The sequence below is a fragment of the Tritonibacter aquimaris genome (genome assembly GCF_009617595.1).
GTDB lineage: Bacteria > Pseudomonadota > Alphaproteobacteria > Rhodobacterales > Rhodobacteraceae > Epibacterium > Epibacterium aquimaris.
This window is the reverse complement of the sequence record NZ_WIXK01000010.1, coordinates 1-15,207: the sequence shown is the minus strand read 5'-3', so window position 1 is coordinate 15,207 and position 15,207 is coordinate 1. Positions and strand designations below refer to the sequence as shown.

Annotated in this window: 14 protein-coding genes and 1 tRNA gene; 11 read left to right on the top strand and 4 right to left on the bottom strand. The window is 55.5% G+C overall.

Annotated elements, in window-relative coordinates:
- Position 1: 1 nt before the first annotated feature.
- Entirely contained in the window at positions 2-1,456 is a 1,455-nt protein-coding gene (locus GG681_RS15395; RefSeq protein ID WP_153548925.1) for a Y-family DNA polymerase, read from the bottom strand.
- Positions 1,371-1,949: an ImuA family protein gene (locus GG681_RS15390; RefSeq protein ID WP_194287198.1), complete on the bottom strand. Its 579-nt coding sequence runs from the start codon at positions 1,947-1,949 to the stop codon at positions 1,371-1,373. The genes GG681_RS15395 and GG681_RS15390 overlap by 86 nt, the downstream gene beginning before the upstream one ends.
- Before the next feature lie 672 nt (positions 1,950-2,621).
- Between GG681_RS15390 and dctP the strand changes: the two genes are divergently transcribed.
- From dctP to GG681_RS15355, 7 genes are all read left to right on the top strand, one after another.
- Positions 2,622-3,620 carry a TRAP transporter substrate-binding protein DctP gene (gene dctP / locus GG681_RS15385; protein ID WP_153548924.1) on the top strand — a complete coding sequence of 333 codons (999 nt, stop codon included), beginning with the start codon at positions 2,622-2,624 and terminating at the stop codon, positions 3,618-3,620.
- A gap of 174 nt (positions 3,621-3,794) precedes the next feature.
- Entirely contained in the window at positions 3,795-4,352 is a 558-nt protein-coding gene (locus tag GG681_RS15380; protein ID WP_153548923.1) for a TRAP transporter small permease, read from the top strand.
- Positions 4,349-5,638 (top strand): TRAP transporter large permease, encoded by a 1,290-nt coding sequence (locus GG681_RS15375; protein ID WP_328593414.1) that lies wholly within the window; start codon positions 4,349-4,351, stop codon positions 5,636-5,638. Before GG681_RS15380 ends, GG681_RS15375 begins: the two co-directional genes overlap by 4 nt.
- A 444-nt stretch (positions 5,639-6,082) precedes the next feature.
- Positions 6,083-7,042, top strand: coding sequence for a dihydrodipicolinate synthase family protein (locus GG681_RS15370; protein WP_153548922.1), 960 nt, complete (start codon positions 6,083-6,085; stop codon positions 7,040-7,042).
- A complete protein-coding gene (locus tag GG681_RS15365; RefSeq protein ID WP_153548921.1) occupies positions 7,033-7,962 on the top strand; it encodes a 4-hydroxyproline epimerase in 930 nt (309 codons plus the stop codon). The genes GG681_RS15370 and GG681_RS15365 overlap by 10 nt, the downstream gene beginning before the upstream one ends.
- A 60-nt stretch (positions 7,963-8,022) precedes the next feature.
- Positions 8,023-9,261: an NAD(P)/FAD-dependent oxidoreductase gene (locus tag GG681_RS15360; RefSeq protein WP_153548920.1), complete on the top strand. Its 1,239-nt coding sequence runs from the start codon at positions 8,023-8,025 to the stop codon at positions 9,259-9,261.
- Positions 9,262-9,272: 11 nt separating this feature from the next.
- A complete protein-coding gene (locus GG681_RS15355; protein WP_153548919.1) occupies positions 9,273-10,298 on the top strand; it encodes a trans-3-hydroxy-L-proline dehydratase in 1,026 nt (341 codons plus the stop codon).
- 32 nt (positions 10,299-10,330) lie between these two features.
- Here the strand turns inward: GG681_RS15355 and GG681_RS15350 are convergent, their stop codons facing one another.
- The gene (locus tag GG681_RS15350; protein ID WP_328593413.1) at positions 10,331-11,347 is read right to left on the bottom strand and encodes an Ldh family oxidoreductase; all 1,017 of its coding nucleotides are present in this window, start codon (positions 11,345-11,347) and stop codon (positions 10,331-10,333) included.
- Between the two features lie 151 nt (positions 11,348-11,498).
- On the opposite strand from GG681_RS15350, the gene GG681_RS15345 reads away from it, so the two are divergent.
- The 4 genes from GG681_RS15345 to GG681_RS15330 all read left to right on the top strand — a co-directional run bounded on the left by GG681_RS15345 (position 11,499) and on the right by GG681_RS15330 (position 14,835).
- On the top strand, positions 11,499-12,179 hold the full coding sequence (locus GG681_RS15345) for a GntR family transcriptional regulator (protein ID WP_153548994.1): 681 nt from the start codon (positions 11,499-11,501) through the stop codon (positions 12,177-12,179).
- A gap of 86 nt (positions 12,180-12,265) precedes the next feature.
- Positions 12,266-13,777 (top strand): aldehyde dehydrogenase (NADP(+)), encoded by a 1,512-nt coding sequence (locus GG681_RS15340; RefSeq protein ID WP_153548918.1) that lies wholly within the window; start codon positions 12,266-12,268, stop codon positions 13,775-13,777.
- A gap of 527 nt (positions 13,778-14,304) precedes the next feature.
- A tRNA-Cys gene (locus tag GG681_RS15335) sits at positions 14,305-14,378 on the top strand.
- Between the two features lie 292 nt (positions 14,379-14,670).
- Entirely contained in the window at positions 14,671-14,835 is a 165-nt protein-coding gene (locus GG681_RS15330; protein ID WP_328593420.1) for a LamB/YcsF family protein, read from the top strand.
- 142 nt (positions 14,836-14,977) lie between these two features.
- On the opposite strand, the gene GG681_RS17785 is transcribed toward GG681_RS15330, so the two are convergent.
- Positions 14,978-15,207 (bottom strand): hypothetical protein (locus GG681_RS17785; protein ID WP_214645154.1); only part of this gene is annotated, 230 nt, incomplete at its 5' end.

Below are 15,207 nucleotides of genomic sequence, written 5' to 3'. Positions count from 1 at the left end.
CTCATGCGAATTCTCCCTGCACAAACCAGCCGGGGTTCTGAGGGGTGTAAAACACCCAAAGCCGTCTGCCTTGCCGTGTCTCCAGCAGCCAATAATCGCGTAAGCCGCTGCGCCAGTTTGGATCGTCCAGCCACCATTCCGGTGCGATACGTTCCGGCCCTGTTGCGCGTCCGGTGGTAAGGTCCATGCGCCGCCAGCGGAAGTTCAGCGGCGGGCGATTGCTGGTGGCCGCGATGGGCTCTGGCGGAAAGAGCAGGGCAGGGCGTGGGCGCAGCGTGCTCCAGCCGCTTTGCGGTTCGCTATAAGCTGCGGGGGCTGTGATAAAACTGCGCTCGGGGATGTGGCTGTCTGCAGGCAAAAAACGCTGAATATTGTCCAGGCCGATCCGCGTGCCGATCCGGGTGATCAGATCTTCCAGCCGTCCGGGATTGCGTGGATGATGGTGAACGATCTGTTCGGTTGGCAGCTTTTCCACCTGGGCTGCGTGCAGCCGTATCTGATCAATGCCAAAGCCAGCATCCACATCCGATATGCCACGTTGAAACAAGGACAGCAGGCGGTGCGGATCGCGCAGAGGGCGCGCCAGACGCAATTCCACATCCTGTGCGCCCTGATCCACGCGATATAGGGTGAGGCTGAGCACACGTGCGCCCATCTGCTGTTGTTTGAGTTTGAGGCACAGTTGGTCGATCAGGCGTGCGGTGATCCCTAACACATCCTCTTCCAAGCCGATCGGGTTCGGCAAGGTCATGCGCAGCCCGTAATGTGGCGGATCGGCCAGCGGCATGATGGGCTCTGGTTGGTTGCCCAGAATTTGGTCCAGACGCATGGTCAGCGCGGCACCAAACCGCCGCGCCAATGGCCCACGCGGCGCATGTGCGAGCTGACCAATGGTGCGTAGCCCCATGCGGTGCAAGCCTGTGACGGTTTCTGCCTCTAGGCGTAATGCCGCAACAGGGAGACCGGTGAGCTGCGCATCCTCACCGTAATGCGCACGTGCCCAGGCTGCTCCGCGTGTTTCGCCAGCTCCGATACTGGCCGATAACCCAGAAGCGGCGAAGCGTTGCCGCATAGAGCTCCGCATTGCATCTTCTCCGCCAAAAAGATGCGCGCAGCCGGTGATGTCAAGGATTAACCCATCGCGACCATCAAGCCCAACCCAGGGACACCAGCGCGTTGCCCAGCGGCGTAGGCGCATCAGAAACTGTTGATCCTGCGCGGGTGATGCGGTTGCGCTGATCAGATTGGGGCAAAAAGCACGGGCGTCAGAGAATGACATGCCAGCATAAAGCCCCCGCGCTTCGGCGGTTGTGTTCAGGCAGTAAATGCGATTGGCGTTGTGTTCCTGAAGCGTCAGGACAAAGGGGCCTTCAACCGGGCGCGCACGCAGGGCCCGGTCGCTTGCCAACCGGGGAAACCACACTGATACGATGTGCCGCTGCATCCCATCGAACATGCCAGAATCCCAATGTTCCTGATTTGTTCTTTTTAAGGTCCCAAAATTGCAGAGTCGAGTCCTCTGTGCTGAAGACCGGCGCGCAATGCCAGCGCGTTTCAGTCGCATTAGAACCCATGCCGGTGGGGGTTAAACATAGACCTGTGGTGCTCCCGGCCTTGGCGGCCAGTTGTAACCGCCGCCCAGCCGTCAGCGAAATCGGGGCGCTGATTTCCAATACGACAAAGGGGATCGCCCCATCACGCAGAGCTTCTTCGGCAATTGCAAGCGTGTCGATTTGCGTGTTGGTTTTGGCCACAATCAGCTGCGCGGGGTCCAGACTGTCAAAGCCGTTGGGGTTGAGATTGTGACTGCTCCACCGTTCCTGGATCCACAAGACAGCTTTGTTCATATGGGCTGCATTCCACAGTGCAAAACTGACTGCGGCCGGGCCAGAGGCTTCGTGAACGCGGTGTGGTTTAAGGTGATGTGGGCCTGAACGTATCATGAACATAAGGTACTTCAGACGATGAGAAATGCAAAGTGGCTGTCTTGTTTATGGTGAAGGCCAGCTGATCGCGATTGCCCGGCGCAAGAGGTTGTAACAGCTGCGCAGATCAAAGGCCTATTCTGAATATGCGAAGCTCGATCTTCGCAAAAGAATATAGAGCGTTTCTTTTATGGTTGCGCGAATGCTTTCACAGGCCAGAAGTTGGTGCGCAACTTTTGAAGCTTGTGGCAGGCCGATGCGTGCACACGATACCGAAGGTAGTTTTCGAAACTCTCCAATCCGTTGAATTCTGTTGCAGGATTTGTGCCGAAGCAGCGCGGTTGCACCGATTTCAATACGTTTTTGACGCATGAGACGGTGCTTAAATTGTTTTAATTCAAGTGTTTGGTCGATTTTTGGAGGGCGCGATTGAAAATATTGGATTTTGGATATTATTTACCTTACTAAGGTGTAAGTGCATTCTGGAGGGGAGGCATTGGGGGGCTGAAGGAATGGTTTGCGCGCGTCAAACCGATTGTGTACACGCGGGCACACTTAGGAATCGGGGCTGCCAATACCGGCGCTGATCTCGGATTCTGGACCCTAGATTTTGATCCCGGTGAACCCTTTTCGAATAGTCACAAGGTCGATGAAACGACTTTGGAAAATAAGCTTGGCAATCAGGAGTCATGAAAGATGAAAACTCTGTTTAAAACCGTAGCAGCAAGTGCCCTTGCACTGCAGCTCGCTGCGCCCGCTTTCGCTGAGGACATCAAGCTGCGCTTTGCAGGTGTGTTTCCCACCGACCACCAGGGGACCAAAATGATGGAGCAGGTCGCAGCAGATGTGAACGCAGCTGGTGTTGGTCTGGAAATGACCGTTTTCCCGGCAAACCAGCTGGGTTCGGGCGAGGCGCTGTTTGAAGACGTTGCGCGCGGCAACATCGATTTCGCGTCGGCGTTTATCTATTCAGACACAGACCCGCGTCTGGACTTTCTCAACATGCCGTTCCTGGTCAGCTCATGGGATCAGATCGACAGCGTCATGCTGGACATGTCCTCACCTTACAACCAAATCCTGCAGGACATCACTGATGAGTATGGCATCCGCGTGATGGCTGCAAACCCTGAAGGTTTTGTTGGTATTGTTGCGGCCAAAGAGCCAACCAATTGGAACAATTTTGACGACAAAGGCATGAACATCCGCGTTTGGTCGTCCAACACAGTAAAATCCACGGTTGAGCTGCTGGGCTTCCGGGCCACCACTATGGCATGGGGCGACATCTTCCCAGCGCTGCAGTCTGGTATCGTCGATGGCGCGATCTGCTGCACCAAGACCGCAACCTATTCGATCTTTGCGCAATCCGATGTTGGTTCGCATTTCATCGAGTATAACTCTATCCTCGAGCAGACCTTCTACTACGGTTCCGAGCGCACCCTGGCGAAGCTGAACGACGAGCAGCGTGAAGTGATCCAGGCCGCGATGTCCAAAGCATCCGCAGACTTCTTTGCGTACAATCGTGAGCACGACGCCAAGTTTGGTGAGAAGCTGGTCGAAAAAGGCTACACCATCCTGAAGCCAACTGCAGAGGAGCTGCAGGCGATGGCAGAGCGCGTGCGTGAAGAGATCTGGCCTGCAATGGCAGCAGATGTTGGCCAGGAAACCCTGGACCGCGTAAAAGCTGCAGTCGAATAAGACCTCAAAGTGGGGCTGGCGGTAATGTCGTCAGTCCCATTTATTCATTTCAGGTAGCCCGGATCTGATGCCTGACGGATCAGGGGATATACAAAATGGGCCAATGGTACCCTGTCCTGCTGCGCAATTTCGCCCCAGCGAAGCCACTGAACACCCGGATGTGAGAAGGAAAATATGACACGTATAACGGATGAGCTGCCTAGGATCATCGGCGCGCCGATGAATTGGGCAATGGTTATAATGAAGATCATCGTTGTGTTTTCTGGCGCATTAATGGGCTTAACCTTTGGTGCGGTTGTTGTCGTTCGCTATGGCTTTGGTGGTGACTTGTTTGCCTATGAGGAATGGCTTCTGGCAATCAGTATCGTTGGCTTCTTTGCCGGGGCGGTGCTCGCATCTGAGCGCAAGCTTCACATCAATGCAGATATCTTGGGGATCGTAATTCAGAACCCACGCGCCATCTGGTGGCGTGGCCTGATTGTCCTGTTGATCGAGCTGATAGTGACGCTGTTTATTGTCTACGCGTGCTATATGTCGCTGGCGGATGACTTCTCGTTCCCGCGCCTGCGCGCCACACCTGCCTTGCGTATTCCTTTTGTGTCTTGGCGTATCGCCATCATGATCGCCTTTGGCTTTATGTCCATGTTCTCAGCCGCTTATCTCTATGTTCACATTCGCAAGGGGCTGGGCCTGCCTCTGAAATCAGACCAATCCGAGGAAACCGCGCAGTGATTATTATTGGAAGCCTCGTCATCGTTTGCGCCATGTTGTTGCTGGGCGTTAGCGTCTTTGTTGCCTTTGGCACGGTCCTTATGTTCATCGCGCTGGTGGGGGATCAGTCCATTACCGGCTATTTGCCTACAGGTGCGACGGGTATTCGTTCGCTGGTGCTGTTGGCGATCCCGCTGTTCATGATCGCTGGCGGTGTGATGGAGAAGGGCCGCATTGCAGCGCCGCTTGTGGCTCTGGCTGAGATGTTCATTGGCCACCTCAAAGGGGGGCTAAGCGCGGCAGCTGTGCTGGCTTGTGGCGTGTTTGGCTCTATTTCTGGCGCTGCAAATTCTACGCTGACCTGCATTGGTGGCATTATGATGCCGCACCTCAAGCGGGCGAATTACCCCGAAGGTCAATCTGCCGCGCTTTTGGTCTGCGCTAGCCCGCTTGGCTTGCTTATTCCTCCCAGCTCGTCGCACATTCTGTACGGCTGGGTTGCGCAGCAGCACGTTCTCAAGTGTTTCCTGTCCACGGTGATCCCAGCGATCATTTTGATCACGCTTTTGATTATCACCAACCAATTCATGCTGCGCAAACATGGCGATATTGTCCTCAAGGAACGTCCAAACCCGTTTATGCCCGCATTGAAAGCGCAAGGTCGTGTGGCGGGCCCGGCCTTGATGATGCCGATCATCATTCTTGGTGGTATTTACGGCGGCATCATGACCCCGACCGAGGCGGCGGGTATTGCGGTTGTCTATGCGATCCCGATTGCGATCTACTTTTACAAGGGGCTGACCTGGAAAACCCTTGCGGAGACCATCCAGCGCTCTGGCATTACCATTGGTGTTGTCATGACCATGATCTTTATGGTGCTGATCGTCTCTGACAATCTTATTGCGCAGGGTGCGCCCCAGATCGCCAAGCAGCTGGTTTATTCCGTATCAGAAAACCCAATTGTCATCCTGTTGATGATCAACGTTGTGATGATCCTGATCGGGATGTTGATGGATGATATCTCAGGGTTGTTGCTATCGACCCCGATCCTGCTGCCGATTGCACAAAGCGTTGGTATGGATCCGATCCATTTCGCCGCGGTTATCGGTGTGAACCTTGGTATGGCCAACATCACACCGCCAACCGCACCGCTTTTGTATCTTGGTGCGCAGATTACCGATGTTTCAGTGGCTAAGATGCTGTGGCCAACGCTTGTCTTTATCATCTTTGCATGGCTGCCAACATTAATGCTGACCACATTTGTGCCGTCTCTGGCGCTCTGGTTGCCGGAGCTGTTGCTGGGGTGATCCTCCTGAGCTGTCAGCGGCAATACTCAAAACTGCAGATAAACGAAAGCCGACGTTCAGCGTCGGCTTTTGTGTTTCTATGATGGGTAAGCGATCCCTTTTGAGCTGTGATGGCGAGCGCGCAACTGGCGCTGCGGTACTGCCAAACAACAAGGGGTTGCGCAATTCCACCATGCAGCCCTGTGAAAGCTTGATTGCGAGAGATTGCGCCAAAATCCGCAAGCGCTTGATTTCAAGTCATGAAAAACTTTGCGGGTCTGTGTGAAAAGATATTGGATTTTGGATCCAATAAATATAATGTCAGCCCAACACCAGAGTTTCCCAGAGTCGCGTTGCTTAATGTGCGCTGCTCTGGGGTCATTGATGACGACCACGATTTGCAATCATTCGGGTCCCACTTCGAAATGCCATCCTGCGGGGCGGCACATTCAAACAGGAGCACATATGTCCCAGACTATCTTTACGGGCACCATGCCCGCCCTCATGACCCCATGTAAGGCTGACCGCACACCTGACTTCGACGCGCTGGTCAAAAAAGGCAAAGAGATGATCGCGGCAGGCATGTCAGCAGTTGTCTATTGTGGCTCAATGGGGGATTGGCCACTGCTGAGCGACGAAGAGCGTATGATCGGCGTTGAGCGTCTGGTTGAAGCGGGCGTTCCCGTTGTTGTAGGGACCGGCGCGATCAATTCAAAATCCGCTGTGGCGCTTGCGGCGCATGCGCAGAAAGTGGGTGCCGCTGGCCTGATGGTGATCCCGCGTGTTCTGTCGCGGGGCACATCGATCACCGCACAGAAAAACCACTTCAAAGCGATTTTGGACGCGGCACCCGATGTGCCCGCCATCATCTACAACAGCCCGGTCTATGGCTTTGCAACCCGTGCTGAGCTGTTCTTTGCTCTGCGTGCAGAGCATGACAACCTGGTTGGCTTCAAAGAATTTGGGGGCAAAGACGATCTGCGTTACGCGGCTGAGCATATCACCAGCCAAGATGATCAGGTGACTCTGATGGTCGGCGTCGACACCGAAGTGTATCATGGCTTTGTCAACTGTGGTGCAACCGGCTCCATCACCGGTATCGGCACTGCGCTCCCCAAAGAGGCGTTGCTGCTGGCGGCATTGGCGCAAAAGGCGGCCGCTGGCAATGCCGAAGCGCGTCTGCGGGCGCGTGAGCTGGAGGAAGCCTTTGGCGTGCTGGCCAGCTTTGACGAAGGCACCGATCTGGTTCTGTACTACAAGTACCTTCTGGTTCTGAACGGCGAGGAAGAATATCGCCTGCACTTCAATGAAACAGATGAGCTGACCGATGCGCAGCGCAACTATTGCGAACAGCAATATGCTCTGTTCCGGGCCTGGTTCAAAGATTGGTCCGCACAAGGCGGGATCATTGCTGAATGCATGTAATCGATAGCCATACTGGCGGGATGCCCACCCGGGTGATCCTATCTGGTGGTCCTGACCTCGGGTCAGGGCCATTGGGTGAGCGGGCAAAGATGCTGTCTGGTCAGCAGCAGGCTTTTTGCAACTCTGTTTTGTTTGAGCCACGCGGGCAGGCCGGGATGGTGGGCGCGCTTCTGGTTGAGCCGGTTGATCAAAGCTGCACAACCGGTGTTATCTATTTTGATGCCGACGCGGTTTTGGGCATGTGCGGTCATGGCACCATTGGGTTGGTGGTCACCCTTGCTCATATGGGGCGCATCACCGCAGGCACCCATAAGATTGAAACCCCGGCTGGGGTTGTCACGGTTGAGCTGCATGATGAGAACACGGTTTCTGTTACCAATATTGAAAGCCGCCGCATTCACGCGGGGGTGTCGGTAGAGGTTGATGGCAATGCCCCGATCGTTGGCGATATCGCCTATGGTGGAAACTGGTTCTTTATCGCCGATGCTCCGATTGATGTGTCGCTGGGCAATCTGCGAAATCTGACGGATCTTTCGGTCGCTATTCGTGAAGCTTGCAACGCAAGTGGTATTTGTGGGCCCGAGGGCCAGCCGGTAGATCACGTGATCCTGAGTGCACCATCAACAAACGCGGGCAGCCTGCGGCGCAATTTCGTGCTGTGTCCCGACAATGAATACGATCGCTCTCCTTGTGGCACCGGCAGCTCGGCCTTTGTGGCCTGTCTTGCTGCGGCGAACAAACTGGCCCCCGGTGCTGAAATCACTTTGGAAAGCGTGATTGGTAGCTCTTACCAACTGTCCTACCAAAACGGGCCAACAGGCGGGGTGATCCCAACCCTCACCGGGCAGGCGTTCATCATGGCTGAGAGCACGCTGATTTTTGCTGAAAACGATCCGTTCAAGGACGGTATTGTTTTGTGACATCATGCGGGGCGCAATTCGCGCCCTTGGTAAATTTTATCAGAGAGTTAGGCGCGTCCCATGTCGCAGGATATCATAGTCATTGGTGCGGGTGTTGTTGGCATCAGTATCGCGGTTGAGCTGGTTCGACAGGGGTATAAAGTGCGTGTGCTGGACCGTGAGGGGGTTGCCGCCGGTGCCTCCCAGGGTAACGCTGGCGCTTTTGCCTTTAGTGATGTGATGCCTTTGGCCGCGCCAGGGATTATGCGCAAAGCGCCGAAATGGTTGCTGGATCCGCTTGGCCCGCTGTCTATTCCGCCACGCTATGCGCTGCAGATTACGCCGTGGATGCTGCGGTTCTGGCGCGCCAGCTGGCAAGACCGCCATGATGCATCTGTTGTCGCTCAAAGCACGCTGATGGATCTGGCCAAAGCCGCGCTTGAGCGCCAAATTTCTTCCACTCAGGGTGAGGCCCTGATTCAGCGCGACGGGCAGATGCAGCTCTATGAGGGGGAAAAACAGTTCCGCGCAAGCCTTGCTGGCTGGGAGCTGCGCGGCCAGCACGGCATCAAATATAATCTGCTGCACAGCGCCGATGAGATCGCTGAAATCCAGCCCGGGTTAGATCGCCGCTTTACGCATGCAGGCTTCACCCCCGACTGGATAAATACAACGGATCCCAAAGCCTGGGTTGAACATCTTGCCCGTTGTTTTGAAGCAGCCGGCGGCCAGATTGAGCGCTGTACAGTTCATTCTCTTGCCACCGAGGGCGCGCAGGCATTTGTGCGTCATGAGACAGGAGAGTTTCGCGTTGACAAAGTGGTGCTGTCGGCTGGGGCATGGTCGCATCAACTGGCCCTCACCCTAGGGGATCACATCCCGCTAGAGACTGAGCGCGGCTATAACACAACGCTGCCGGAAGGCGCGTTTGACGTGCGCACCCATCTGACCTTTGGCAACCACGGGTTTGTTGTCAGCCGCATCAACGGCGGCGTTCGTGTAGGGGGCGCGGTTGAACTGGGCGGGCTAAAGCTGCCACCAAACTACAAACGCGCCGATGTCTTGCTGGAAAAAGCTGCCCGTTTTCTGCCCGGCCTTGATGCCAGCGGTGGCACCCAATGGATGGGGTTTCGCCCGTCGCTGCCGGATACTTTGCCGGTTGTTGGTCCTTCGCCACGGGCGCAAAACGTGATCTATGCCTTTGGCCACGGCCATTTGGGTCTGACCCAATCGGCTGCAACCGCCGAACTTGTCGGGGACATGGTCAATTGCAGCACGTGCGCAATCTCTGTTGACGCCTATCGGCCAGACCGTTTTTGAAAGGAAATTATATGCGAAGCACAAAAACCATTCATGTGATTTCGGCCCATGCCGAGGGTGAGGTTGGTGACGTTATTGTTGGCGGCGTTCTGCCACCACCGGGGGAAACCTTGTGGGAGCAACGCAGCTTTATCGCCCAGGATGATACCCTGCGCAAATTTGTGCTGAACGAGCCACGCGGCGGCGTGTTTCGTCATGTCAATCTGCTGGTGCCGCCAAAGCATCCTGATGCCATCGCGGGCTGGATCATTATGGAGCCGGAAGACACGCCGCCAATGTCGGGGTCAAACTCGATCTGTGTCTCTACCGTGCTGCTTGATGGGGGGCTTGTGCCGATGCAGGAGCCGGAAACCCACATGATTCTGGAGGCTCCTGGTGGGCTGGTCAAAGTGCGCGCTGAATGTCGCAACGGCAAGGCCGAGCGTATTTTTGTGCAAAACGTTGCTAGCTTTGCAGATAAGCTTGATGTGCCGCTTGAGGTTGAGGGCCTGGGCACAATCACCGTTGACACCGCCTATGGTGGTGACAGTTTTGTGGTGGTGAATGCGCAGGAGCTTGGTTTTGAAATTGTTGAGGGTGAGGCAAAAGATATTGCCCGACTGGGGGTGAAAATCACCAATGCCGCCAATGAACAACTGGGGTTTTCGCATCCAGAAAACGCGGATTGGGATCACATTTCCTTCTGCGCCTTCTGTGGCCCGTTAAGTGAAACACCCACTGGTCTCACCGGGAAATCTGCGGTTGCGATCCAGCCGGGCAAGGTTGACCGCTCGCCAACCGGAACCGCGGTTTCGGCGCGTATGGCGCTGATGGCGGCGCGGGGACAGATGAAAGCGGGGCAAACCTTTGAGGCCGAGTCGATCATTGGCTCTCGTTTCACCGGCCGTATCGTAGAAATGACCAAACTTGGCGGCCGCGCAGCCATTGTGCCGGAAATCAGCGGCCGTGGCTGGGTTACAGGCATTCATCAGCATATGCTGGATCCCGATGATCCCTGGCCCGGTGGGTATCGGCTGTCAGACACCTGGGGCGCGTAAGCAAAGGGGGGCTTTGGCCCCCCTTATGTGTTTTATGACGTAAGCGCGCGCAGATCAGTATAGAGTGTTTCGGGGATTTCCACATATCCGCGCGCCAGATTGGTGGCGCGTGCCGCAAAACGGCGCTGGGAAGGCAGTCGTGCACCTTGGTCAATGATATCGGCAAACAGGCGTTCGGCCCGGTCATCGTTTGCGGCAACCCGTCCACTGCTAAAGGCTGCGGGATCAAAGGCCAGGATGATTTCGCCGTGATAGGGCGCGCCGCCTTTGCCTTCGGCATGTTCCTTGCTTTCGAGGCTGATCAGATCATCGATCAACGGGCCGGCCATCAATTCGATCATGATTGACAGGGCTGAACCTTTGTAGCCGCCAAAGGTCAGCATGGCCCCATCCAGTGCCGCCTGCGGATCCGTGGTGGGCGCGCCGTTTTTATCGATTGCAACCCCTTCGGGCAGTGGCTTTCCTGCGCGTTTGTAGAGCTCGATCTCACCGCGGGCAAAGCCGCTGGTGGCAAAATCAAAGGTAAACGGATCTTTGCCTGCACGGGGCCAGGAAAACGCAATTGGATTGGTGCCTAGGCTGCCCCGGCTGCCCCCAGCAGGCGCAACCCAGGAATGGCTGGGCACCATCGCCATCGCAGCAAGACCGGCGGATGAAAGCTGCTCTACCTCTGGCCAGAGCGCCGAGAAGTGAAAGCAGTTGTTGATTACCATCGCGGCAATCCCGTGTTTGCGGGTCTTTTCAATCAGAACCGGTGCCGCCTGTTCAAATGCAAGAAGTGACATGCCACCTCTGGCGTTTACCCGAACAATTGCATTTTCTGACGCCTCAATCTCAGGCAGGATTTGGCCGTCGATCTTGCCTGCCTTCATCGTTTCAACACACATGAACAGCCGGAACAGGCCATGGGATTGGCAGTCGTCCAATTGACAGGTGTACAGCATATCAGAGATCGCCGTTGCATGTGCGGTCCCAAAGCCCACGTGGCTTAAGACCGACATGCTCAGATCCTTGATGTCTTGCAGGTCGAGGCGCTTGAATGAGGTCACGGCAAAGTCCTAGATTTATGTAGTTTCGGATTTTGGATACAATGCGCAAAACTCATGTGGCAATCATTTTTTCCATTCTGAAACCACAAGAGTTGCTATAGAAACAGCGAGATGGGTGCGCTGCATCCAAAATACAATGAAAGAGGTGGCCATGGCGGGCAGGCGCGCAGTTAAAAAGCAAAGCTTACCGGAGATAATTGCCGGCGATCTGAGAGAGCGGATCTTGAGCGGAGAACTCTCTGAGGGGGAGGCGATTAGGCAAGAACTGCTGGCGCAGGAATACGATGTTTCCAGAATGCCCGTGCGTGAAGCGCTGAAACGTCTCAGCGCAGAAGGGTTGGTGCAGTGGGAAAATAATCGCGGTGGTTCGGTTATCCGGCATTCTCTGCGCGAGATTGGGGAAATTTTCGACCTGCGTATGCTGATCGAGGTGGATCTGTTCCGGCGCGCCATTCCAAATATGACGGCTGAGAACTTCCAGGCTTGCGAAGAGATTTTGGCTGAGATGGAAGGCTCCTATGACGCGGATGATGTCAGCCATTGGGGGAAGCTCAACTACGATTATCACACCGCACTTTATGAGGCCGCTGACCGCCAGATGTCCAAAAGCATTCTGGAACGGATTAGTCTGCATTCTGATCGCTACGTGCGGCTTCACCTCAGTGTGATGAAGCAGCGTGAACCCGCGAAGGACGAGCATCGCCAGCTTTTGGCATATGCAAAAGAAGGCAACGTTGCTGAGGCCGCAGCGCTGTTGGAGCAGCATATCTCGCGCACAAAAACAGAGCTGCTCGACATGATTTCAACACAGCGTCGCCAAACCAGCGATTGATAGCGTATTTTTGCAGGAGCAACTTGCGTGGCTCGCGATATTGGATACAATATCCACAAAATGAATTACATGAAAGCTGAGCCACTATGACCTTCACCCCCAACGGAAAACATCTCATTGCTGGCAACTGGCTGGCAGGGGATGAAACATTTGGATCTGAACCGGCCCATGGCCCAAGCCACGCCTATGCGATTGGGCGCCTCAGCGATGTTGATGCGGCTGCACAGGCTGCAGAAGAAGCGTTCTGGAGCTACGGCTATTCTTCGCGCCAGTCCCGCGCGCAATTTCTGAATGCAATTGCCGATGAGATCGAAGCACGTGCGGATGCCATTACAGAAATCGGCACCCAGGAAACCGGTCTGCCCGAAGCGCGCCTGCAGGGCGAACGCGGCCGCACAACCGGTCAGCTGCGCTTGTTTGCGTCCCATATCCTCGAAGGCGACTATCTCGATCGCCGCCACGATGTAGCCCTGCCGGACCGTCAGCCATTACCGCGCCCAGATCTGAAAATGGTGCAACGCCCGATTGGTCCGGTCGCGGTGTTTGGCGCATCGAACTTTCCCTTGGCGTTTTCCACAGCGGGTGGTGATACTGCTGCGGCCTTGGCGGCAGGCTGCCCAGTTGTTGTCAAAGGCCACTCTGCACACCCCGGCACTGGTGAAATCATTGCCGAAGCCGTTCATGCCGCGATCCAGAAATGCGGCATCCACCCCGGCGTATTCAGCTTGATCCAGGGTGGTAACCGTCAGGTCGGCTCTGCTTTGGTGCAGCACCCGCTGATCAAGGCGGTTGGATTTACGGGCTCGCTTGCGGGTGGTCGCGCTCTGTTTGATCTGTGCGCTGCGCGTCCAGAACCTATCCCCTTCTTTGGTGAGCTGGGTTCGGTCAACCCTATGTTCATTCTGGATGGCGCGCTTGATGCACGTGGAGAGGCGATTGCACAGGGCTGGGCCGCATCACTGTCGATGGGGGCAGGGCAGTTCTGCACCAACCCCGGTATTGCAATTGTACGCGCAGGCGCGGCGGCTGAGGCCTTTGCTGAAACCGCCAACGCGGCATTGGCAGAAACCGCTGCCCAGACCATGCTGACAGATGGAATTGCATCTGCGTATCGCGACGGCCAAAAGCGTATAGCTGGTGTCGAAGGGGTGCAGGCGCTGCTGACCACTGTTTGTGACCAGCGCGAAGCAACGCCGTATCTTTATCGCACCACTGCGAAGAATTGGTTGGCAAATGAAGCGCTGGCAGAGGAAGTCTTTGGTCCGCTTGGTATTCTTGTTGTGGCTGAAAACGATGAAGACATGCGCAATATCGCATTGTCTCTGCAAGGTCAGCTGACCTGTACGCTGCATCTGGATAATGCGGACACGGCTGCCGCGCAAAACCTGATGCCAATTCTTGAACGTAAGGCGGGGCGCATTCTGGCAAACGGTTTTCCAACCGGCGTCGAGGTGAGCGACACTATGGTTCACGGTGGCCCCTATCCGGCCTCGACCAATTTTGGCGCGACTTCTGTTGGCACGCTCTCGATCAGGCGCTTCCTTCGCCCGGTGTGCTACCAGAACCTGCCAGATGCGCTGGTTCCTGAGCAGGCGTAAATGCACTGCGCCCTTGTGACCTAAATCCGGCTTCACAAGGGCGCGTTTTGTGTTTTGCTAAATCCAGTGAAATGGGCAAATTGCCTGTGCGCTGAAGTAGGTGGAAGCCCGGGCAACGATTGGTGAGATTTGCCATAGGGTAGACATTCCACAGATCCGGCGGTTCAAATGGCTCGAGGGCGGGAGCGGCAAGTTGAATCAGCTGATTGCAGTTCTGACGCTGGACAAGACGGCGTTGCAGGGTGCTTTGCGAATAAAGTGGTGAAGCTGGGCCGTATTCTTTGTCGGAGAGCGCGACGCCGCGCGCATTTGCAGCCCCACTCAGCGACCCCTCAAAGCTCGCCCGAAACGGTGCATGATGCCCAGACCAGAAACGAAGTGACCCCGAGGCCTCCGCGTTCTTCTTTATAGGGGTGAGCCACGTCAAGGCGGGGCAGTTCAGATAATAAGTTTCGTTTCCATTGAAATGTGCTATTTCACTTGCACCCGTCCAGGGAACCACGTAAATGGCTACAAACCACAGGCTAGGCGAGTTGGCGGAGTGGTGACGCAGCGGATTGCAAATCCGTGTACACCGGTTCGATTCCGGTACTCGCCTCCAATACAATCAACACCTTAAAGTTCCGCATTCTATAAGCGCACCTATTTGGGTGTCACTGTGGATGGGCAAAAACTTTGCCCCTTTTTTCACGCCGGATCGTCTAAAAGTGGGTTTGTATCCAGATCAGCTTGTCTGACGTCAGTGCCGATGGTTCCGGTAACTCTGATGCCGGACGCTCGCATGGGTGTCAGCCAGATAAAGTTTAAACATGCTGATCTCGACACCGCACTCATCTGAGCAACACATGAAAAAAGAGCCCACGGGGTGAGAAAAGGTCACGCGGCGGGCAGTTATCTTTGGGAAGGGGGCAAGCAGCGGCCAACGGATCCCTGCGGCGATTGATACGATCTGTTTGCATGGGGACACCCCGGCGGCGGTTGATCTGGCCAGACAGCTGCGTGCTGACCTTGAAGCAGCGGGCTTTCAGATCAAACCTTTCGAGGGGCGTCGGGGCTGACGCACATTTTTTGCACATTGGTCGGTTTTTTCTGAATCTTATCCGACTCGTAGCGGATGAATCGCTTGCAGCGATTCCGCGGTGGCCTTGTGTTCGAGACTTAACATCATACCATATGTAGTGTTTTCCCAGGTGTTGGCGCTTAAAGGGTGCTGATTTCAATAGGGCGCTGGTCTTGCATTTCAGCAGTCTTGCGGGGATTTGAAGGTAAATGTGATGGGCAACGCATTGATTTAAAACGTTTTTGCAAGAAGGTGCGTTTTTTGTGAATTTTTGGGTTGCGGGTGTTTGTTGTTAGCACTAGAACCCCCTTCACCGGCGGCGCTGAGGCGCTACTGAGACACACCGGACGGTGCGGCGGCGACGCTGAGT

Bases quoted from the DNA above. Each gene is read 5' to 3' on its own strand.
- GG681_RS15360 (WP_153548920.1), top strand. From the start codon at position 8,023: ATGTCGCAGGATATCATAGTCATTGGTGCGGGTGTTGTTGGCATCAGT.
- dctP (WP_153548924.1), top strand. From the start codon at position 2,622: ATGAAAACTCTGTTTAAAACCGTAGCAGCAAGTGCCCTTGCACTGCAG.
- GG681_RS15390 (WP_194287198.1), bottom strand. From the start codon at position 1,949: ATGTTCATGATACGTTCAGGCCCACATCACCTTAAACCACACCGCGTT.
- GG681_RS15340 (WP_153548918.1), top strand. From the start codon at position 12,266: ATGACCTTCACCCCCAACGGAAAACATCTCATTGCTGGCAACTGGCTG.
- GG681_RS15365 (WP_153548921.1), top strand. From the start codon at position 7,033: ATGCATGTAATCGATAGCCATACTGGCGGGATGCCCACCCGGGTGATC.
- GG681_RS15380 (WP_153548923.1), top strand. From the start codon at position 3,795: ATGACACGTATAACGGATGAGCTGCCTAGGATCATCGGCGCGCCGATG.
- GG681_RS15395 (WP_153548925.1), bottom strand. From the start codon at position 1,456: ATGTTCGATGGGATGCAGCGGCACATCGTATCAGTGTGGTTTCCCCGG.
- GG681_RS15345 (WP_153548994.1), top strand. From the start codon at position 11,499: ATGGCGGGCAGGCGCGCAGTTAAAAAGCAAAGCTTACCGGAGATAATT.
- GG681_RS15355 (WP_153548919.1), top strand. From the start codon at position 9,273: ATGCGAAGCACAAAAACCATTCATGTGATTTCGGCCCATGCCGAGGGT.
- GG681_RS15370 (WP_153548922.1), top strand. From the start codon at position 6,083: ATGTCCCAGACTATCTTTACGGGCACCATGCCCGCCCTCATGACCCCA.